Origin of the sequence: Thermodesulfovibrio yellowstonii DSM 11347, from assembly GCF_000020985.1 — a bacterium.
GTDB lineage: Bacteria > Nitrospirota > Thermodesulfovibrionia > Thermodesulfovibrionales > Thermodesulfovibrionaceae > Thermodesulfovibrio > Thermodesulfovibrio yellowstonii.
Window position 1 is genome coordinate 115,479 of sequence record NC_011296.1, and the last position, 20,191, is coordinate 135,669.

At 34.1% G+C, this 20,191-nt stretch carries 18 protein-coding genes and 1 tRNA gene; 10 read left to right on the forward strand and 9 right to left on the reverse strand.

The features are described 5' to 3' along the window. The 3 genes from THEYE_RS00545 to leuD are packed head-to-tail and all read right to left on the reverse strand — an operon-like array spanning position 1 to position 2,647. The gene (locus THEYE_RS00545) at positions 1-1,023 is read right to left on the reverse strand and encodes an aspartate-semialdehyde dehydrogenase (protein WP_012545714.1); all 1,023 of its coding nucleotides are present in this window, start codon (positions 1,021-1,023) and stop codon (positions 1-3) included. A 2-nt stretch (positions 1,024-1,025) separates the two neighbouring features. Further along, entirely contained in the window at positions 1,026-2,144 is a 1,119-nt protein-coding gene (locus tag THEYE_RS00550; RefSeq protein WP_012546078.1) for a 3-isopropylmalate dehydrogenase, read from the reverse strand. Beyond that, entirely contained in the window at positions 2,141-2,647 is a 507-nt protein-coding gene (gene leuD, locus THEYE_RS00555) for a 3-isopropylmalate dehydratase small subunit (protein WP_012544917.1), read from the reverse strand. The genes THEYE_RS00550 and leuD overlap by 4 nt, the downstream gene beginning before the upstream one ends. Before the next feature lie 214 nt (positions 2,648-2,861). On the opposite strand from leuD, the gene THEYE_RS00560 reads away from it, so the two are divergent. The 8 genes from THEYE_RS00560 to THEYE_RS00595 all read left to right on the forward strand — a co-directional run bounded on the left by THEYE_RS00560 (position 2,862) and on the right by THEYE_RS00595 (position 10,294). Beyond that, the gene (locus THEYE_RS00560; RefSeq protein ID WP_164924792.1) at positions 2,862-3,458 is read left to right on the forward strand and encodes a TetR/AcrR family transcriptional regulator; all 597 of its coding nucleotides are present in this window, start codon (positions 2,862-2,864) and stop codon (positions 3,456-3,458) included. Next, positions 3,455-4,771, forward strand: coding sequence for a TolC family protein (locus THEYE_RS00565; RefSeq protein WP_012545993.1), 1,317 nt, complete (start codon positions 3,455-3,457; stop codon positions 4,769-4,771). The genes THEYE_RS00560 and THEYE_RS00565 overlap by 4 nt, the downstream gene beginning before the upstream one ends. Continuing rightward, positions 4,768-5,862: an HlyD family secretion protein gene (locus tag THEYE_RS00570; protein ID WP_012545031.1), complete on the forward strand. Its 1,095-nt coding sequence runs from the start codon at positions 4,768-4,770 to the stop codon at positions 5,860-5,862. Before THEYE_RS00565 ends, THEYE_RS00570 begins: the two co-directional genes overlap by 4 nt. Continuing rightward, the gene (locus THEYE_RS00575) at positions 5,859-7,118 is read left to right on the forward strand and encodes a TolC family protein (RefSeq protein WP_012545697.1); all 1,260 of its coding nucleotides are present in this window, start codon (positions 5,859-5,861) and stop codon (positions 7,116-7,118) included. The genes THEYE_RS00570 and THEYE_RS00575 overlap by 4 nt, the downstream gene beginning before the upstream one ends. Then, positions 7,115-8,275, forward strand: coding sequence for an efflux RND transporter periplasmic adaptor subunit (locus THEYE_RS00580; RefSeq protein WP_012546795.1), 1,161 nt, complete (start codon positions 7,115-7,117; stop codon positions 8,273-8,275). Before THEYE_RS00575 ends, THEYE_RS00580 begins: the two co-directional genes overlap by 4 nt. Positions 8,276-8,277: 2 nt before the next feature. Next, a complete protein-coding gene (locus THEYE_RS00585; RefSeq protein ID WP_012546598.1) occupies positions 8,278-8,961 on the forward strand; it encodes an ABC transporter ATP-binding protein in 684 nt (227 codons plus the stop codon). Beyond that, positions 8,958-10,187: an ABC transporter permease gene (locus THEYE_RS00590; RefSeq protein ID WP_012545399.1), complete on the forward strand. Its 1,230-nt coding sequence runs from the start codon at positions 8,958-8,960 to the stop codon at positions 10,185-10,187. The genes THEYE_RS00585 and THEYE_RS00590 overlap by 4 nt, the downstream gene beginning before the upstream one ends. Before the next feature lie 20 nt (positions 10,188-10,207). Next, positions 10,208-10,294: transfer RNA gene (locus THEYE_RS00595), tRNA-Ser, on the forward strand. A gap of 71 nt (positions 10,295-10,365) precedes the next feature. Here the strand turns inward: THEYE_RS00595 and THEYE_RS00600 are convergent. Together THEYE_RS00600 and THEYE_RS00605 are read right to left on the reverse strand one after the other, a co-directional pair. Then, a complete protein-coding gene (locus tag THEYE_RS00600) occupies positions 10,366-11,733 on the reverse strand; it encodes a sigma-54-dependent transcriptional regulator (protein ID WP_012546691.1) in 1,368 nt (455 codons plus the stop codon). After that, entirely contained in the window at positions 11,730-13,664 is a 1,935-nt protein-coding gene (locus THEYE_RS00605; protein WP_012545582.1) for a c-type heme family protein, read from the reverse strand. Before THEYE_RS00605 ends, THEYE_RS00600 begins: the two co-directional genes overlap by 4 nt. 132 nt (positions 13,665-13,796) lie before the next feature. On the opposite strand from THEYE_RS00605, the gene THEYE_RS00610 reads away from it, so the two are divergent. After that, positions 13,797-15,683 carry a sensor histidine kinase gene (locus tag THEYE_RS00610; RefSeq protein WP_012545110.1) on the forward strand — a complete coding sequence of 629 codons (1,887 nt, stop codon included), beginning with the start codon at positions 13,797-13,799 and terminating at the stop codon, positions 15,681-15,683. Here the strand turns inward: THEYE_RS00610 and THEYE_RS00615 are convergent. From THEYE_RS00615 to THEYE_RS00625, 3 genes are read right to left on the reverse strand one after another with little or no spacing between them, the layout of a single operon-like run. Next, a complete protein-coding gene (locus tag THEYE_RS00615) occupies positions 15,629-16,081 on the reverse strand; it encodes a TIGR00725 family protein (RefSeq protein ID WP_164924793.1) in 453 nt (150 codons plus the stop codon). The two genes, THEYE_RS00610 and THEYE_RS00615, sit on opposite strands and share 55 nt — an antisense overlap. Then, positions 16,078-18,435 carry an endonuclease MutS2 gene (locus THEYE_RS00620; protein ID WP_012546511.1) on the reverse strand — a complete coding sequence of 786 codons (2,358 nt, stop codon included), beginning with the start codon at positions 18,433-18,435 and terminating at the stop codon, positions 16,078-16,080. The genes THEYE_RS00615 and THEYE_RS00620 overlap by 4 nt, the downstream gene beginning before the upstream one ends. Further along, positions 18,432-18,767, reverse strand: coding sequence for a YtxH domain-containing protein (locus THEYE_RS00625; RefSeq protein ID WP_012546034.1), 336 nt, complete (start codon positions 18,765-18,767; stop codon positions 18,432-18,434). Before THEYE_RS00625 ends, THEYE_RS00620 begins: the two co-directional genes overlap by 4 nt. 114 nt (positions 18,768-18,881) lie before the next feature. On the opposite strand from THEYE_RS00625, the gene THEYE_RS00630 reads away from it, so the two are divergent. After that, positions 18,882-19,175 (forward strand): methyltransferase, encoded by a 294-nt coding sequence (locus tag THEYE_RS00630; RefSeq protein ID WP_012545162.1) that lies wholly within the window; start codon positions 18,882-18,884, stop codon positions 19,173-19,175. On the opposite strand, the gene THEYE_RS00635 is transcribed toward THEYE_RS00630, so the two are convergent. Continuing rightward, positions 19,176-20,183 (reverse strand): sodium:calcium antiporter, encoded by a 1,008-nt coding sequence (locus THEYE_RS00635; RefSeq protein WP_012546217.1) that lies wholly within the window; start codon positions 20,181-20,183, stop codon positions 19,176-19,178. It lies immediately after the preceding gene. Between the last annotated feature and the right edge of the window lie 8 nt (positions 20,184-20,191).

Sequence of the window (20,191 nt, forward strand, 5' to 3'; positions counted from 1 at the left end):
CTAAGCTGTCATTTTTATAAGTTCTTCTGCAATCTGGACAGCATTCAATGCTGCACCTTTACGAAGATTGTCTGAAACAACCCACATATTTATTCCATTTTCAATGGATTCATCTTCACGGATTCTACCTACAAAAACTTCATCTTTACCCGAAGCATAAATTGGAAGCGGATATTCATTCTTTTCAGGATTATCTATAACCACAATCCCTGGCGATTTGCTTAATAATTCTCTTACTTCCTGTGCAGTAATTTTCTTTTCAGTCTCAATATTCACACTTTCAGAATGGCCTCTGAATACAGGCACTCTTACTGTAGTGGCAGTTACTCTTATTGAAGGGTCACCCATTATCTTTTTTGTTTCATTTACCATTTTCATCTCTTCTTTTGTATAGCCGTTTTCAAGAAATTTGTCTATATGTGGTAAGACATTAAAAGCAATCTGATGGGGATAAACTTTTATCTCAATATCTTTGAAATTAAGTAAAGCCACTGTTTGCTGGAGAAGCTCATCCATTGCTTTTTTACCTGTTCCTGAGACTGCCTGAAAGGTTGTAACAACCACTCTTTTTATTTTTGCCACATCATGAATTGGCTTAAGCGCCACTACCATCTGAATAGTAGAACAGTTAGGATTGGCAATAATTCCCTTATGCCATTTTAGGTCATGAGGATTAACCTCAGGGACTACAAGGGGAACTTCTGGATCCATTCTCCACTGACTTGAGTTATCAACAACAACGCAACCAGACTTTGCTGCCACAGGCGCCCATATCTTAGACCTTTCTGCACCAGCGGAAAAAAGTGCTATATCTATGCCATTAAAACAGTCTTCTTTGAGGGTTTCAACTGGAATGTCTTGCCCTTTAAATTTTAGCAGTACGCCTTCGCTTCTTTCTGAAGCAAAAAGCCTGAGTGTTTCCACAGGAAAATCCCTTTCTTCTAAGACAGCAATCATTTCATTTCCCACTGCTCCTGTTGCACCAACTACAGCTACAACATATTTTTCTTTCTTTTTAAGCATCTTTATCCCTCCAGAGGTAAATCTGTCACATATTTTGCTACCAAATCACCTACTTCTGTAGTTGTATATCCCATTTTTCCTGCAGCAAGGCTTTTTAGATGTTTTCCTGTTACTTCTATTACAGCTCTTTCAATAAGTTTACCAGCTGTTTCCTCTCCGAGATTTTCAAGCATCATTCCGGCTGCACATATTGCTGCGAGGGGATTTATGACATTTTTACCTGTGTATTTTGGAGCAGAGCCTCCAATTGGTTCAAACATTGATACCCCTTGAGGATTTATATTTCCACCGGCAGCTATTCCCATTCCACCCTGAATCATTGCACCCAAGTCAGTAATTATATCTCCAAACATGTTATCTGTTACAATAACATCAAACCATTCAGGATTTTTTACAAACCACATTGTAGTTGCATCCACATGGGCATAATCAGTTGTAATATCAGGATAATCTTTTGCAACCTCGTAAAATGTTCTTTCCCAAAGGTCAAAGGCAAAGGTGAGAACATTTGTTTTTCCACATAAAGTAAGTTTTTTTCTTTTATTTCGTTTTTTGCAGTATTCAAAGGCGTATCTAATGCATCTTTCAACACCTTTACGGGTGTTAATTGAAACCTGTATTGCCACTTCATCAGGAGTTCCTTTTTTAAGAAATCCTCCTGAGCCTGTATATAAGCCTTCTGTGTTTTCCCTTACAACAACAAAGTCTATGTCTTCAGGACCTTTATTTTTAAGGGGACAGTCAACTCCAGGATAAAGCTTCACTGGGCGAAGATTAACATACTGGTCAAGTTCAAAACGAAGTCTAAGAAGTATGCCTTTTTCAAGTATTCCAGGTTTTACATCAGGGTGTCCAATAGCACCAAGATATATAGCATCAAACTTTTTAAGTTCTTCAATTGCACTGTCTGGAAGAGTTTCTCCTGTGCGAAGATATCTTTCTCCTCCAAAGTCAAAATAGGTGTAATCAAGTTTAAAGCCTATTCTGTTGCTTACTGCATTTAGAACTTTAACTCCCTCGCGGATAACCTCAGGACCTGTGCCATCTCCTGGAATTACAGCGATTTTGTAAGTTTTGCTCTGTGAACTGGCTTTTTTTGTTTTGCAAACTCTTTTATTCATTTTATGTCCTCCATGCTTAATCTCTTTTTTGTCCATTCAACAAGCCCGCCTGCTTTTATCAGTTCTTGCATAAAGGGTGGAATCGGCTTTGTGTTGTATTTTTTACCTTTAGTCAGGTTTATAATCTGCCCTGAGTTCATGTCTATTTCTACTTCATCACCCTCATTGGTTTCATCAATTAGTTCTGGAACTTCAAAAATCGGTAACCCTATGTTGAAAGCATTTCGGAAGAATATTCTTGCATAGCTTTTTGCTATAACTGCCCGTATTCCAGACGCTTTAATTGCAATTGGTGCATGTTCTCTGGATGAACCACATCCAAAGTTTCTTCCTGCAATTATTATATCTCCAGGTTTTACTTTTGAAGGGAAACTGCTATCTGCATCTTCCATAACATGCTTTGCGAGTTCCTTGGGGTCAGAAGTATTGAGATATCTGGCAGGAATTATAGCATCTGTGTCAATATTGTCACCAAATTTCCAAACTTTTCCCTTGATTTTCATCAAACTTCTCCTTATTAAAATAATTTATAATTTTACTGCATAAATGGAAAGGTAATCAACTACTATTTTTTCTGAAATTGGCAATAGGGCTATGTTCAGAAGTTTTTGCTTTAAGAAAAGAAAGAAATTTTTTGCTTACTAAGGTAGATTTAGAATTACAATTGTATTTTTATCTTTAAAATTCATCTCTTGACATTGTTTTTTTTTATGGTGTATGTTAGTAGTTACTACCATGACTGATACGAAAGAAAAAATCCTTAAATCAGCACTCAAGCTTTTTTCACAAAAAGGCTATCTGGGCACAACTACAAAAGAGATAGCAAAGGAAGCACAGGTAGCTGAGGTAACTCTTTTCAGATATTTTACTTCAAAGGAAAATCTTTTCATTGATGTTCTTAAAAGTCAATCATTTTTGCCAACTCTTAAAGATCTCATCCCGAAATTAAAAAAAAAGGATTATAAAGACTCTCTAAAAACTATCGCTAAATACTATTTTGATTTGCTGAAAAAAAAGAGGGATTTAATATGTATAATGCATACAGAAATTTTTCAATATCCTGCTGAGATAAGAGCAATCCACAGTAAAATGATTCATGAAGTTTATCTTGTTTTTGCTTCATATCTTGAAGAACTTAAAAAAGATGGGGTCTTAAAAAAAGATTTAGATTCTAATTACGCTTCTTTAGCATATTTTGGAATGCTTTTTAATCTCTTCATAAAGAAAGAACTCCTCAGAAGAAAGATAGATTTCAAGAAAGCTTTACAGACTTATATTGAGATATTTTATGAGGGAACCAGGAGGATTGAATGAAAATTAAGATATTATTTGTTTTATTGCTTTTTATTTTTACTGAGCAAGCAATTGCCCAGGAAAATTTAACAATTTCAGATGTTTTTTCGCTTGCTTTAAAAAAGGCTGAGAAAGTTAGAATTGCTGAGGAAAATATAGTAATATCAAAAGAAGGTCAATATAAAGCATTGGCAGGACTTCTTCCAACTATCACTGCCTCTGGTAAATATACTGACTACACCAAAGAAAAACTTGTAAATACATCTATTGTTCAGCCTGACAGAAGTATGCTCTGGGGACTGACCATTGAGGAAAAACTTTCTCTTGGTGGTAGAGAATTTACAAACTATGCAATATCAAGGGATACTCTTACAAAAACAGAGTTTGATGTTGCCTCATTTAAAGAGCAATATTTGATAAGAGTTGCTCAAGACCTTTATGGTTATCTAAAAGCAAAAAGAGCTGTAGAGATCGCTGAAAGTAATGTTCAAAGATTAAAGAAACATAGAGATGCAGCAAAAATAAGGCTTAAAGTCGGAGAGGTCACAAAAACAGACCTTTTAAGGGCAGAAGCTGAGCTAAGTGGTGCAGAAGCTGATTTAATATCTGCAAAAAATTCTTTGAAAGTTGCGAAGGTTATTTTAGCAAGAGATGCAGGAATTGAGGGAGATTTTGAAATATTAGAAACAAAATTAAATGATCCCTATTTTAGCCTTACTGTTGACCATGTTAAGGCTCTTGCAAAGGAACTAAGACCAGAGATTAAGGTTGCTCTGCTTTCAAAAGAAATAGCGAGGAAAAATGTAAACTACGCAATTGGTTCTTATTTCCCTACTCTGACCATGTCAGCAAACTATCAGAAGCTTGATCAAAATCCTTCAAACCAGTTAACAAATAAAGAATCAACATATGCTATTGCATCAATTAACTTTCCGATTTTTGAAGGTGGACTAAGAAGGGCAGAAGTCGGTGAAGCCAAAGCAAAGCTCAGACAAGCTGAACTTCAATATGAGGATACAGTTAAAGAAGTATTTATTGATGTAGAATCTGCGTATCATAACTATATAACTTTCAGAGACACAATCAAATCTCTTGAAGATGAAGTAGCCTATGCAAGAGATAATTTTAATTCTGTAATGAAACAGTATCAATACGGACTTGCTAACAGTATTGATGTTACAGATGCCAATACATTTCTTGTAACTGCTGAAAGGAAGCTTATGGAAGCTCAATACAACTATCAACTTGCAATACTCAGACTCAGGCAGGCAACAGGGACATTGCTTAAGGCATTTACAGGCAATGAAATTGTTGCTCAAGGAGCGAACAGGTGAGTCTTAAAAGCATAGGTGAAAGATTTAAAAACTCAAAGAAAATTAAGATTGCCATATTAATTGTTGTCGCAGTAGGAGCTTTAATCTTTATGTCTAAGGAGATTTATTATTACATTGTTTATGAAAGAACAGATGATGCTTACATTGAAGGAACAATAGTTCCTATATCTCCGCAAGTTTCAGGAAAAGTATCTAAAGTTTATGTTGATTATAACCAGAGAGTAAAAAAGGGTGAACCGCTTGTTGAGATAGAAACAGATGATTATCTTGCAGATGTAAAAGCAAAGAGAGAAAATGTAAATACATTGTATAATCAGCTTCAAGAAATATCATCATCATTAAATGAAGCAATGGCAAAGCTTAAAACCGCAGAAGCTAATCTTCAAGCTGCTCATGCTCAGAGAGTGCTTGCTGAAAAAGAGTATCAAAGGATAAAAGGGCTTTATGAAGAAGACCTTGTTTCAAAAAGCAGATTTGACTCTGCAGAAGCATCTCTTAAGGTAGCAATAGCCCAAGAAAGAGCTGCAGAAAGCCAAATAAAAGAAGTTAAATCAACGATAAATACCTTTACAGTGAAACTCAAAACTCAGCAACATCTGATAGGAAAAGCACAGGAAGAACTCAAGATTTCTGAGATAAATTTAAAAAGAACTTTGATTTTTTCTCCAAGAGATGGAAGAATTGCCAAAAAATCAGTTGAGGTTGGACAGTATGTTCGCCCTGGGCAGCTTATTATGGCTGTTGTGGATGAACAGGATATATGGGTAGGTGCTAATTTTAAGGAAACTCAGATAGAAAAAATGCGAGTTGGACAACCTGTCAGAATTAAGGTTGATGCCTATCCCGGCAAAATTTTCAAAGGTCATGTTGCAAGTTTTCAACCAGGGACAGGTGCTGTTTTCAGTCTCTTCCCGCCTGAAAATGCAACAGGAAATTTTGTTAAAGTTGTTCAGCGTATTCCTGTAAGAATAATAGTTGATTCTCCCTTTGAGCCTGATTATCCTCTCTGGCCAGGGATGTCTGTCATCCCCTATGTTGATGTAACAGTAAATACAGGAGCAAAGTTAAAGGATGTTATAGGCAAACAATGAAAAAAAGAATTGCTTTAATTTTCCTGATAATTTTTTCCTTTTTGAATCCTTTATATGCTCAGGAACTTAAAACATTGTCTCTTCAGGAATGCATTGACATAGCACTGAAGAAAAATCCAGATATCCTTGCTTCAAAGTCTACTGTTGAGAAAAGCTTTTTCAAAATCGGAGAGGCTCGTTCTGGTTATTTTCCTGAAATAGATTTGTCTTTAGGATATCAGAGAACATACCAGGAAAGTAAAACTGGCGAGGAATACTCAAAACAGTATTCAGGACAAATCAATCTTACACAGACTCTTTTTGATTTTGGAAAGACATCAAAACAGGTGCAGGTCCAAGAAGAACTTTACAAATCAACACAGTGGCAGGATAAAGACACGCTTTTACAAACAATTTACAATGTTAAAGAAGCATATTTCAGTGCTCTGAAAGCAAAGAAGCAAAAAGAAACCGCTCTGGAGGTTATTAGACAATCTAAGAGACATCTTGACCTTGCAAAAGGATTTTATGAAGTTGGGCTTAAACCAAAAATTGAGGTAACTAAGGCAGAGGTTGAGCTAAGCAATGCAACCCTCAATTTAATAACTGCTGAAAAACAACTTTCTCAGGCTCTTTTGAATTTAAAAGTGGCAATGGGAGCGGTTGATATGCAAGATTTTGATATAAGGCAAGAAGAATATGCTGTAAGAAAACTTGATGAAAAAGAGTTATTAGACATTGCTATTGAAAGAAATCCTCAACTTCAAGCAATAAAATTTAATAAACAGGCATCAATCTCTACTGAAGAACTGGTAAAAAAAGAGTATATGCCTAAATTTACAGGTTCAGCAAGCTATGGATATCTTAATGAAGATTTTCCTCTTGATAAGAAGTGGACACTGTTTTTGCAAATGAGCCTTCCTCTGTTTAGTGGATGGTCTACAACATATAAACTTAAACAGGCAAAGGCAGATACAACATATTATTCTTACAAGGAAGACTCTATTAGGCAACAGATAACATCTCAGATAAAAAATCTTTTTGTCCAGCTTAAAGAAGCTTCTCAAAAAATAGAAACACTCAAAATAGCTTTAAAACAGGCGAAGGAAAATCTTGACCTTGCAATGGGAAGATATGAAGTCGGAATAGGAAGTTCAATAGAGGTTGTAGATGCTATAGTTCTTTATGAACAAACAAATACTCAGTATTGGCAGGCAATTTATGACTATAATGTAACTTATGCACAAATACAGAAAACAGTAGGATGGGCAGAATGAAAAATAGGAAAAAAATAGTATTAATTTCAGGAGCACTATTAGTTACTGTTGTGCTACTTTTAATAATTATTTTTTCGGGCTCAAAGAAAATGGAGTTTAAAACTGTTAAAGTTCAAAGAGGAGATATTATTCAGACAGTTACTGCCACAGGAAATGTAAATCCTGTGACAACAATTCTTGTTGGAACCAGAGTTTCTGGAACAATTGTAGCTTTGTATGCGGACTATAACTCTTTGGTTAAAAAGGGACAGCTTATTGCTCAGATTGACCCAACTCCTTTTGAAAATGAACTTAAACAGTCTGAGGCAGACCTTTACAATGCAAAGTCAAACCTTTTCAAATCTGAAGTTAGTTTAAAAGATGCTGAAAGGACATTGAAAAGAAAACAGGAACTTTTCAACCGAGACTTTATTGCTCGTAGCGAACTTGATGATGCAGAGACAGCATACAATACTGCTAAGGCTCAATACGAGATAGCTATTGCGCAGTTAAAAAAAGCAGAAGCAGGACTTAGACAAGCAAAAACAAATCTTGGATACACGAGAATAGTGTCTCCTGTTAATGGTGTTGTTATCGCAAAAAATGTTGAAGTTGGACAGACTGTAGCAGCGAGTTTTCAAACTCCGACACTGTTTACAATAGCTCCTGACCTTACAAAAATGCAGGTTGACACAAATGTGGATGAAGCAGATATCTCCAAAATCAAAAATGGAATGGAGGCAACTTTTACAGTTGATGCCTATTCTGATAGGAAGTTTAAAGGAGTTGTGGCTCAGATAAGACTTTCTCCAACAGTTACTCAAAATGTAGTAACCTATGATGTTGTAATAGCAGTTGATAACACTCATTTACTTCTCAAACCAGGTATGACTGCAAATGTTACTTTTGTTGCACAGGAAAAGAAAAATGTTATCAAGATTCCAAATGCTGCTTTGAGATTCAGGATGCCCAATGCTGTACCTTCAAAAGAACAGGGAGTATGGATTTTAAGAGGAGGAAAACCTGTTAGAGTCAAGGTAAAAACAGGAGTAAGTGATGGTGAATGGATTGAGGTAGTTGAAGGAGATATAAAAGAAGGTGAAGATGTTATTGTTGAGATTCAGACTGGCAAAAAAACATCTGGCTCATCTACCAGTCATCCTCCACCAAGATTTTAAAAATGTTGATTATAAAACTTGAAAATGTAACAAAAATCTACAAGATTGGCGAACAGGAATTAGTGGTGCTTAATGGGGTTTCTGTTAGTATTGAAAAGGGAGAATTTGTCTGTATCATGGGTCCTTCAGGTTCAGGAAAATCAACATTTATGAATATTGTTGGATGTCTTGATACTCCAACAACAGGAAAATACTATCTTGAAGGCATAGATGTTTCAACAATGGATATAGATGAGCTTGCTGAGATAAGAAATAAAAAAATAGGGTTTGTTTTTCAACAATTTAATCTTCTTTCAAGAGCTACTGCTGTTGAGAATGTTGAACTTCCTCTTATTTATGCAGGAATTCCTTTACGACAGAGAAAAGAAAAAGCTCTTGAGACTCTTTCATGGGTTGGACTTAAAGAGAGAGCAAATCATTATCCAAGACAATTAAGTGGTGGGCAACAACAAAAAGTAGCAATTGCCCGTGCTTTGGTTAATGGACCATCAATAATACTTGCTGATGAACCAACTGGAAATCTTGATTCTAAGGCAAGTATGGAAATAATGGAAATTTTTAAAAAACTTAATGAACAACAGGGATTAACAACAATTATTGTTACCCATGAACCAGATATAGCAGCTTTTGGTAAAAGACAGATAAGATTTCTTGATGGTAAAATTATAAGCGATACAACATCATGATAGAGATTACATCCATAATTAATATTGCCTTGAGATCACTTATAGCTAATGCCATGAGGTCTTTTCTTGCTACACTTGGAATTATTATAGGAGTTGGTGCTGTAGTAACAATGGTTGCAATCGGAACAGGTGCAAGTGAAAAAATTTCTGCTCAGATATCAAGTATGGGAAGCAATTTAATTCTTATTCTTCCGGGAGCTACCACACAGGGTGGTATAAGAATGGGAGCAGGAACACAACAAACTCTTAAAATTGTAGATGCCGAGGCAATCTCAAAGGAGTGTTCTCAAGTTTCCGCAGTAGCTCCTGTAATATCAGGCACAGCACAGGTTGTTTTTGGGAATCAGAACTGGTCAACTGCTGTGCTTGGAACAACTCCTGATATGGCTATTGTTCGTGAGTGGGAAATTGTATCAGGAAGATTTTTAACAGAGCAGGATGTAAGAAGTGGAACAAAGGTTGCTGTAATTGGACAGACTGTTAGTGAAAAGCTTTTCGGAGACCTTGATCCTACCGGAAAATTGATAAGAATAAAGAAAATACCTTTTGAGGTTGTGGGCGTTCTTGGCAAAAAAGGACAGTCTCCTACAGGACAGGATCAGGATGATATAATATATGTTCCTATTACAACAGCTCAGAGAACACTTTTTGGCAATGTTTTGCCTGGTAGAGTAAGATTAATTTATGCTAAGGCTGTATCTCTTGAGGCAATTCCTTTGGCAACAGAGCAAATACGAACGCTTCTAAGACAGAGACATAGAATTGGACAGGGACAGGAAGATGATTTTACAGTCATGGACTTAACACAGATGTTAAAAACTGCTGAAGAGTCCACAAAAACCATGTCCGTCCTTCTTGGTGCAATTGCTTCTGTTTCTTTAATAGTAGGTGGAATAGGTATTATGAATATAATGCTTGTTTCGGTTACAGAAAGAACAAGAGAAATTGGAATAAGAATGGCAGTTGGAGCAAAACCAAAGGATATCAGAATGCAATTTCTTATAGAATCAGTTTTTTTAACCATGATAGGTGGAGTTGTCGGACTTCTTTTTGGAATTGGTGCTTCGTTAGTTGTATCTTCTATAATGCAATGGCCCGTAAGTATTTCATTGTTTTCAGCTTTGATAGCCTTTAGTTTTTCAGCTTTTGTAGGGATTTTTTTTGGTTTTTATCCTGCATATAAAGCATCTTCGCTTAATCCAATTGATGCATTAAGGTATGAATAATCTGGTATAATAAAAAAATTGGAGGGGTGGCCGAGTGGTTTAAGGCGGCGGTCTTGAAAACCGCTGTAGGGGTAACTCTACCGGGGGTTCGAATCCCTCCCCCTCCGTTTAAAAATAATTTGCCATAAATCTTCTGAAGCAGTAAATCTCCAATTGTTGTGGAAAAGGATATTTTCTATCAGGGGTTTGGTTCAATTCCGTAAAATTTAATTTTTTCCCACAAAGCCTTTCGGCTTATGCCAAGTTTTTTTGCAGCTTCTGTTTTTTTCCATCCGCATTCCTGAAGAGCTTTTATTATCAGATTTTTTTCAAAGTTTTCAATGCATTCTTTAAGTGAAAAGTTACTTATAAAACATTTTTTTTGAAATGATGAAAGCGGGGAAAATTCTTCAGGAAGATGTTTAATATCAATCACTCCATCTTTTGAAAGAAGTAACGCTCTTTCAATTGCATGTTTTAACTCTCTTACATTTCCAGGATAGTCGTAGGATAGCAATGCCTCATAAGCTGAAGGAGAAATAGTGATATTTTGTTTGCCATATTTTTCTGAAAAAATTTTTAAAAATTTTTCAATTAATACAGGAATATCTTCTTTTCTTTCTTTTAAAGGAGGAATTGCTATGGGCATTACATTTATTCTGTAAAAGAGGTCTTCTCTGAATTTTTCAGCTTTTATTAACTCTTTAAGATTTTTACTTGTAGCATAAATACATCTTACATTAATTTTAATAGGCTCTTTACCTCCAAGACGATACACAATTCCATCCTCAATAACTCTTAGAAGTTTTGCCTGAAGACTGAGTGGCATATCTCCGATCTCATCAAAAAATATAGTTCCTCCGTTTGCAAGCTCAAATTTACCCTTTTTGGTTTCAGTTGCACCTGTAAAAGCACCTTTTTCATATCCAAAAAGTTCAGATTCAAAAAGAGTCTCAGGTATTGCAGCACAGTTTATTTTGATATATGGCTTTTCTTTCCTTAAGCTCTGTTTCTGAATTGCATTTGCAATGAGTTCTTTGCCAGTGCCGCTTTCACCCTGAATTAAAACAGGCACATCTGTCTTAGCTACGGCATCAATTTTATCAAAAATTTCTTTCATAACAGAACTTGTAGAAACTATTCCCTCAAATTCATCTTTCTTCTTAACAAGCTCACTCAGATATTTTACTTCTTTTTCAAGAGTGCGGAATTTTAAGAATCTTTCTATTACCAAAAGAAGTTCCTCATTTGTAAATGGTTTGGCAATGTAGTCAAAAGCGCCATCTTTTATTGCCTGAACAGCAGTTTTTACTTCGGCAAATGCTGTTATAATTATTACTCCAGTTTGTGGAGATATTGTTTTTATATGTTTGAGTAAAGTAAGTCCATCAACTCCGGGAAGTTTAAGGTCAACAATTGCTATGTCAAATATTTCTGAATCAAGGATTGATAAAGCCTTTGCTCCATCATCGCAGGATGTTGCTTCATAGCCGTATGCTCTGAGAAAATGATTCATACCGAGTCTCATTGCAGGGTCATCTTCAACTATAATAATTTTTTCTTTCATTTTACTGGCAATTCCACAGTAAAAGTAGTACCTGATGAAGAAGTTTTAACAAGAATTCTTCCACTATGTTGTTCTATAATAGATTTACTCACAGATAGTCCAAGACCTGTTCCCTGTCCAACTGGTTTTGTTGTAAAAAATGGGTCAAAAATTTTTGGTAATATATCATCAGGAATACCATTGCCTGTGTCAGTAAATGCAATATAACATTTTCCATTTTTCAGAAAACTCTCTATAGTTAGAACTCCTTCTTTTCCATCCATTGCCTGGATAGCATTAAGCACGATATTTAAAAATACTTGTTCTATTTTATTTGAGTCAATCATGATTTCAGGAATCTCGTTAGATAGCTTTTTTATGACTTTAATCCCTTTTTTAGAGATAAGATAGTCAGTTAATTTTAAAACATTTTCTACAAGATTATTAACAGAGACAGCTGAAATTATAAGCTCTGTTTGTTTTGAAAAATCAAGAAGTTGTTTTATTATTTCCTGAATTTTTGTAAGTCCGTGATTTATAACCTCAACATGCATATTTTTTGTTTTTTCATCCATCTCAGTGTTAATCAAATTATTAAAACAAAGCCTTATTCCACCAAGCGGATTATTGATTTCGTGAGCTAAACCTGCTGAAAGCTGTCCGATTGCTGCAAGTTTTTCTGTAATCCGCATCTGTTCTTCAATTTTTCTTTTCTCTGTAATATCTTTGACATAGTGAACTACTTTTATTACATTTTCTCTGTCATCAAAAATTGGATAAAGATGAATAAAATAGTGTCTTTGGTCTTCACCTTCCCAGTATTCTGAAAACGGTTTTTTCGTGTCTATTACTTTCTTGAGAAAGTAGACAGGACATAGTTTGTCTGCATCAAGCTTTTCAATATCGCATTGTTCATTAAATACAGCAGCTCTGCCTTCTATCATCCATGTTCTATAGGCATGATTTGTCATCTCAACAGTACAATCAGGATTCACAAGTGCAAGAGGGTCTGTTATTCCTTCAAATATTGTCTGTAGAGTATCTGCATATTTTTTCGTAGCTTCCTGAGCATCATATAAATACTTTGCCATTTGATTAAATGAAAGAATTAAATCACCAATTTCATCTTTTGTTTTTACTTCAATGGTTTGATTTAGAGGTTCTGTTCCATTTACTATTCCTCTGAATAAAGAACTCAATCTTTTGAGTGGTTTAATGACAAAGCTCCAGAAAGCACCATGGAGAGTGACAAAAAGAAATAAAAGAGAGACAGCTCCAAAAAGAAATGTTGAAATAGCAACACCTTTTATCTCTCCTAAGGTAGAAGCAATTGGAAGAGAGACTGATTCAATTCCCATGATATCGCCTTCTTTCCATGTAAAGTCCTTGGAACGAGGAAACATTTTAAGTAAAGCCTTAGGAGCGTTGTTAATCTTTCCATGACATATTAAACATCCTTTTTCAACAATAACAGGTTTTGCCATCACGAGTATTTCTTGCCCATTATATGTAATAATTCCACTCCATGATTCTTGAGTTTTATTTCTCTTAAAATACTCTATTAATTTGACATATAATGCATCAGCTTTATGTTCTGGATTAATAGGGTCTAAAGAAACTCTTTTATACATGTAATTTCCTATTTTATTGTTGAATCTTTTCATTACACTTAGCCTTACATGAGTTGTTGACATCCCTTCAACGATAAATTCATCTTTTTTGCCAGTTTCATAAAGAAGTTTGAAAATCGCGGGTCTTAGTTCTTCTTTAACATAATTACCAAGTGCATCAATCTGTGTAATAATAATTCTTGTTTTTTCGTTTGCATCTTCTATTACTTTTTGTTTAAGGTGATAGTAAAGTAAAAAAGAAAACAATATACAGAAAGCCAAAATTATCAAAATGATTGAAAGCGTGAACTTTGTGCTTATTGAAAGATTTTTGGGTTTCATTATAATTTAAATTTTAAAAGAGTTTAAACATTATCTGCAAATTTTTATAAAAATTTTTTAGTTTTTTAAAAAAACAGAAATATACCTTCATATGTAGTCAAAATTTTTTATTACGAGTATAATTTAGTTAAGATGGCAAAATTTATATTGAGTATTAAATGGCTTTTTGTAATGGTAATATTTGTTCTTGTGACAGGCATATTAACAAGCAACTATCTATTTTCATACCACTTTTATAAAAAATTTTTTGACCACCATATTGATACAGTATCTGCTCTTTTTCAGAAGGGAACTGAAAATATAACAAAGCCTGTTGAAGTATTTTTATACAATGTTGAGGCTCTTGTATGTTGCAGAGTTTTAGATTTTAATGAAGTTGAAAAGACTAACAGATTTTTAATGGAGTTTATGAAAAAATATCCTTATGTTACTTCAATAAACTATGGAGACGGAAATGGGAATGGTTATCTTATCTTAAATGACAGGGGCAAATGGTTAAATAGAATTAAAAGAGTTGGAGATACAGAACATGTAGTTTGGAATACCTTGAATAATGACGGCAAAATAATAAAAAAAATAAGAGTCAAAGATAACTATGATCCGAGAAAAACAGTTTGGTATAACCAGGCATTACACTCTAAGGATATTCAGTGGAGTAAAGAATATATATTCAGGACAACAAAAGACCCAGGAGTAACAGCTTCTTTAAAACTCTGTAGAAACTCAAAGCAAATTGTCGGTATTGATATAATGATTAAAGATTTATCTGTTCTTCTTAATAAAATAAAAGAAAATGTTCATCCTGAGACAAAGCTTTATCTACTTTCAAACGGAGACCATGTAATAGCTTATACTGATGAAGTCCAGCCTGAACAAAGTAAAATTTATACTCTTGATGAGAAAAAATTTCCGTTACTTTTCAAAGCATTAAATTCAGGAGTAAACGCTTCCAATATCACTTTCAATAATCAAAAATGGTTTGTAAATATTAAAAAATGGGAAAACAAAAATAGACAATATTCCCTTGTAGTATTGATTCCCCATGTTGCTATAACAAAAAGTCTCAGGCTTCATCTTTTCTATCAGTCCTTTTTTTCTTTATTGCTTACATTTTTTGTATTCCTGTATATTTCCCGAAGATATATAGAGCCTTTAATAGATATCTCAAAACAAATGCCAGAAATTGGATTTAAGAAAATATATCTTGAAAAACATTCTCAAAGAACAGATGAGATAGGATATTTAAGTAGAGCAATTTCAGATGTTTCAGTGCAAATATTGAAAGCAAAGGAGATTGAAAGAAAAATTCAGGAATCCAATCATTTTGAATCTGTCAGGCGTTCTCTTGGTGAAGCAGTGCACAGATTTAAAGATATTATTAATATTATTCAAGGATTTGCAACTCTTGCTCAACCAAAAGTTTCAAACGAGTTTGCAAAAAATGCTTTAGACCAGATAATCAATGCATCAAAAAGAGCAATATATCTTACAAAAGAAATTTTAAATGTTACAGGTGAAAGAAAATATGAAATGAAAATTACTGATTTAAATTCAATTATTCTTTCCATGAAGACAAAAATAGAAGTGTCTACAGAAGATTCCATAAAAATAGTTTATGAAATATTAAACACACCACTTCCTGTGAAGCTTGATATTGAAGCTTTTGATGAAGTTTTAATGAACTTAGTACTGAATGCTAAAGATGCGATGCCAGAAGGTGGAACATTGACAATAAAAACAAAAATAGCTTCTTTTTTGGATAAACAATTTGCTGTTTTATCTGTATCAGACACAGGAGTTGGTATGGATGAAGAAACAATAAAAAGAATATTTGAGCCATTTTTTACAACAAAAGGAGCTAAAGGAACAGGTCTTGGGCTTTCAATTGTTTATAAAATTATCAAAGACCACTCTGGATTTATTGAAGTGCAGAGTGAGATAGGGAAAGGAACAACCTTTAAAATTTATTTGCCCTTGATTAAAGATGTTGCGATGCTTACTGCTTCCTCTACTGAGTGAGACTCTATTATACCAGGGATATTCCATGTTTTTAATCCAATTACTTTTTTACCAGTTTTTAATGCTAAAGCTATTTCACTGAGTGTTCCGTATCCTCCTCCTATGGCAATAAGAATATCAGATGCTCTAACTATCAAACTATTTCTCATCTCTCCCATACCTGTTGGGATAGGAATTTTTACATATGGATTAGCATCTTTTTTTCTATCTGTTGGTAGTATTCCTACTGTAATTCCTCCATTTATATAAGCTCCTCGGCACACAGCCTCCATTACTCCTCCTAACCCACCTGTAACAATAATAACGCCCTCTATCGCAAGAAGACGTCCTACCTCTTCTGCTGATTTTAAAAGTTCTTTATTTGCCTTACCTGCTCCGACAATACCAATGATTTTCATTTCATCTCAATCACTGTTACAGCATCTCCACCTTCATCAGGATTGCCTTTGCGGAAGCTTTTCACAGCAGGGTGGTCTTTTATATAGTCTCTTATAGCATCTCTCAAAATGCCCTTTCCTATGCCATGTAATATTATTCCTCTATTAGACTCACTAAATGACAGTTCATTTAAAAATCTTTCAACCAAGGGAAGAGCTTCATCAACTCTCATTCCTCTAATCTCAAGTTTTTTAGAAGGATATTCTTCTTTATAGTTTTCAATAGCTTTTTTATTTGTAACGCTGAAAATATCCAATCTTTTATTACTCTCTTGCTCCTCATGAAAAGACACTTTCTCAAGTTCTCTTAATTCTGCCTCAATCTGCGCGGTATCTGTCTGAATCTTTGCTCTACCATCTTCAATTATTAATATTTTACCTGAAAGATTTAAATTCCTGATTTTCACAATATCCCCAGGGTTTAATTCTTCCTGTTTTTTGGGTTCTTCAGAAATAAACTTTTTTGAGATATCAGATATTTTCTGGGATATCTCTCTAAGTTTTTTTCTGTCTGCTTTTTTGGCTTCTTCATAAAGAAAGTTAATCTCTTTTTTAAGTTTTGTTAGCATGGATTGAGCTTCTATTTTTGCCTGTTCAATGATTTTTTTCTTATTTTCAGATGCGAAAACTAATTCTTTTTCCAGTCTGTTTTTCTCTGAATCCATAATATTTTTAATTTTTTCAATCTCTGCAAGTTTCGTTTCATATTCCTGTTTGTTTTTTTCAAGTTCTTTAATAAGTTCGTATATTTCTCTATCCTGAGTTCCTTTGAGTTCATATGCTCGTCTGATAAGATTTTCAGGAAACCCATACTTCTGAGCAACTTCAAGGGCATAGGAAGGAGTGAGACTACCAATGCTTAATTTATATAGCGGTGTCATGGTTTTTTCATCAAAAAGCATTGAGGCTATTTCTATATTCTGCTGAGTGGCGGCAAAAATTTTAACTTTACTTAAATGAGTTGTTGCAAATGTAAGGGCTTCCCTATTTTTTAATTCTTCAAGTATTGCACAGGCTAAAGCAGAGCCTTCCTCAGGGTCTGTGTTTGTTCCTATTTCATCAAGTAGAATAAGGCTTTCTGAGTCAGCCTGCTCTATTATTTTTTTAAGAGTTATTATGTGTAATGCAAAGCTTGAAAGATGTTCTTCAATTGAGCCTTCATGATATAGGTCAACATATATGTTTTTTACAAAAGGAATTATAGAAGATGGACTTGCTGGAATTGGAAGTCCTGAAATCGCCATTGCTGTTAGAAGTCCTATGGTTTTTATTGTTACAGTTTTACCCCCTGCGTTTGGACCTGTGATAACAAGAACTTTTTTATTCTTGAGTTCAAGATTGAGAGGAACCACCTGTTTTGAAAGCAGAAGAAGAGGATGTTTTGCATTAATCAAACTTATATTGATTTCTCTTGTTAGTTGTGGTGCCTCTGCATTAAATTTTTGAGAAAACTTATATATAGAGAGCATTTTATCAAGATACACAAGCAAATTAAATTCCCTATGAAGTGTTTCACTGATTTGATGAATTTCAAAGGATAATTCTTTTAAAATTTTGATTTCTTCCAGTCTCTGTTCAATTAAAAGTTCCTCAAGTTTTTTAGAAAAAGCTGTTATTTCAGCAGGTTCAATAAATGCTGTTTCTCCTGAACGGGAAACATCATGAACAACTCCTGGAATCTGTCCTTTTGAGTCCATTCTGACAGGAATGACCCATCGGTTATTTCTTTTTGTAATAAATCTATCCTGAAGAAAAACCAGAACATTTGAACGATTAATTATTTCTTCAAGTTTTTGTTTTATTTTCTCTTCAGTTAATTTAATCTGCTTTCTGATATATTTTAGAGTTGAAGAAGCTGTATCAAGAATATTACCTTCTTCATCAACTGTATTTTCAAGTCTTTCAAGAATATAGGGCTGTCCAATTGATAGATTAGTTTTGAGAATATTTTTTATTTTCTGGCTTAAAAAAGGAAAATTGAAAAACTCATCAATATATGAAGAAATTTTATCTAAAACTCTTAAAACCTTTAAAAACTGAGTTAATTCCGAGGGTTCAAAAAATGCTCCTTCTTTTTTAGCTTTTTCAATTAAATTAGCAATATCAGGAAAAGAAGATATTTGAAGTTGTCCCCCTGTGTCAAAATATCTTTTTATTTCTTCAAATTCTTTAAGAGAATTCTCGGCCGATGTAAACTCATCAAAAGGAAAAATTTGTTGAATAGCCTTTTTAGTAGCTTCTGAACCTGCAAACTCCTCTATCAATCCTAATATTTTGTAAAAATCTAACTCCTGAAGAGCTTTTTTTTCAATCAATCAAACTTCTCCAGAAGTCTTTTCTTTTTTTCATCAATTGTTTTTGAAAGTTTTTCAATCTGATTTAAAATTTCTTTTTTAGCATCTGAGCTTAATTCCTGACCACGTTCTTTAATATCTTTAACTTTCTCTTTTAGCATTTCTGAAAGCTCTTCAATTTCTTCGTAAAGTTCTTCTGCAGCTTTTACTGTCTTTTTCTTAAGCTCCTTTGCTTTCTTTTTAATATCTTTTCTTGTTTCTTCTCCTGATTTTGGTGCATAAAGAAGTGATACTGCCGCGCCAATTATTCCACCTATAAGAAATGCTACTAAAATTTTTCCTTCTTCTCTCATTTTAAACCTCCTATTGATGAAATTTTTCGTTAAACTCTTTCTAATTTTACCACATTTTACTGGGACAGGTTTTTAAAAATTAGGTATAATTAAAGAAAAAAGAGGAGGTATTCTATGCTTTCCCAGATTCCTTTTTCTATGGACAAATTAGAACAAGAAGATATTAACAGACAGATTTTACGAATAGGACTTATTGCTGAGCTTGATGCTATTAATCTTTATGAGCAACTTGCTTCATTGACAAATGACGAAAAAATTAAAACAATTTTTCTTGATATTGCAAGAGAAGAAAAAACCCATGTTGGAGAGTTTCTCACCCTGCTTCTAATGAATGATGAAGAACAAGAAGATGAACTGGAAGAAGGAAAAGAAGAAGTAGAAGAATTATTAGAGGAAGAGGAGGAGTGATTAAAAAGGTTTAATTATCAAAATGGCATAGAGCAAATAAAAAGAGCCAGACAAAATTAAAGTAAGAGGGGAGATTCGCTTTCTAAAGTGGATCTCCCCTAAAATTATCAAACCTGCAAGAATTGCCAGGCAGGCACTCAATAAGGCATATCCTGTTATATTCCAGTCTGTAAAAATAATTCCCACAGAAACAGGGAAAGTTGACTGAAAGACCATTGCTCCTGTTACATTTCCCATTGCCAAGGTATCTCTTCCTTTAAATGTCCATGTTACTGAATTAAACTTTTCAGGAAGTTCAGTTGCAACAGGTGCTATTAATAGAGCAAAAAGAAGAGGGTCAAACCCAAGCATTAAAGAGACATGCTGAAGAGCAGAAACAAATCCATGAGCACCTTCTATCATTATAAAAAGAGCTAACAGAACCTGAACAAAGGAAAAGAAGCCTTTGAATCTTTCTACAGGAAGAATTTTCCCAAAAAATTTTTCAAGATAAAGTTTTTCTTCATGTATCAAAGCATCACTTTCACTTTTAAAGGTAAGATAAAGATATACAGTGTAGCCGATTACAAGTAAAAAGGCAACTATTATATGCGGGATTATTAACATTGGTAAAAAAATTCCGCAAGAATACATGCAGAGAAAAAATATTAAATCTCTTTTTACTGTTGGAATTTCTGCATCAAAAACAAAGGTTCTTTTTTTTGAGATATAGGCAATTAAAACAGTTAAGCCTATAAGCAAAAAAGCCAATGTTGCAAGCATAAATGGAGCACCCAAGATTGCACCGATTCCAATACTATGTCCTGCTTCTCCTTTATGTAAGAAAATAGCTACCAATGGAAGGATTGTTTCAGGAAGTGCGGTTCCCACAGCTGCAAGAATGCTTCCTACAACTGCCTGACTGAGTGAAAGTTTTTTCCCGAAGACTTCAATCCCATTTGTAAATACTTCTGCGCTAAGCAATATCAACAAAAGATTAAAAAGGAGTAGAAAAATATCTGCAGTCATGCTTAAAA

Bases quoted from the DNA above. Each gene is read 5' to 3' on its own strand.
- THEYE_RS00545 (WP_012545714.1), bottom strand. From the start codon at position 1,023: ATGCTTAAAAAGAAAGAAAAATATGTTGTAGCTGTAGTTGGTGCAACA.
- THEYE_RS00550 (WP_012546078.1), bottom strand. From the start codon at position 2,144: ATGAATAAAAGAGTTTGCAAAACAAAAAAAGCCAGTTCACAGAGCAAA.
- leuD (WP_012544917.1), bottom strand. From the start codon at position 2,647: ATGAAAATCAAGGGAAAAGTTTGGAAATTTGGTGACAATATTGACACA.
- THEYE_RS00560 (WP_164924792.1), top strand. From the start codon at position 2,862: ATGTTAGTAGTTACTACCATGACTGATACGAAAGAAAAAATCCTTAAA.
- THEYE_RS00565 (WP_012545993.1), top strand. From the start codon at position 3,455: ATGAAAATTAAGATATTATTTGTTTTATTGCTTTTTATTTTTACTGAG.
- THEYE_RS00575 (WP_012545697.1), top strand. From the start codon at position 5,859: ATGAAAAAAAGAATTGCTTTAATTTTCCTGATAATTTTTTCCTTTTTG.
- THEYE_RS00580 (WP_012546795.1), top strand. From the start codon at position 7,115: ATGAAAAATAGGAAAAAAATAGTATTAATTTCAGGAGCACTATTAGTT.
- THEYE_RS00585 (WP_012546598.1), top strand. From the start codon at position 8,278: ATGTTGATTATAAAACTTGAAAATGTAACAAAAATCTACAAGATTGGC.
- THEYE_RS00590 (WP_012545399.1), top strand. From the start codon at position 8,958: ATGATAGAGATTACATCCATAATTAATATTGCCTTGAGATCACTTATA.
- THEYE_RS00600 (WP_012546691.1), bottom strand. From the start codon at position 11,733: ATGAAAGAAAAAATTATTATAGTTGAAGATGACCCTGCAATGAGACTC.
- THEYE_RS00605 (WP_012545582.1), bottom strand. From the start codon at position 13,664: ATGAAACCCAAAAATCTTTCAATAAGCACAAAGTTCACGCTTTCAATC.
- THEYE_RS00610 (WP_012545110.1), top strand. From the start codon at position 13,797: ATGGCAAAATTTATATTGAGTATTAAATGGCTTTTTGTAATGGTAATA.
- THEYE_RS00615 (WP_164924793.1), bottom strand. From the start codon at position 16,081: ATGAAAATCATTGGTATTGTCGGAGCAGGTAAGGCAAATAAAGAACTT.
- THEYE_RS00625 (WP_012546034.1), bottom strand. From the start codon at position 18,767: ATGAGAGAAGAAGGAAAAATTTTAGTAGCATTTCTTATAGGTGGAATA.
- THEYE_RS00630 (WP_012545162.1), top strand. From the start codon at position 18,882: ATGCTTTCCCAGATTCCTTTTTCTATGGACAAATTAGAACAAGAAGAT.
- THEYE_RS00635 (WP_012546217.1), bottom strand. From the start codon at position 20,183: ATGACTGCAGATATTTTTCTACTCCTTTTTAATCTTTTGTTGATATTG.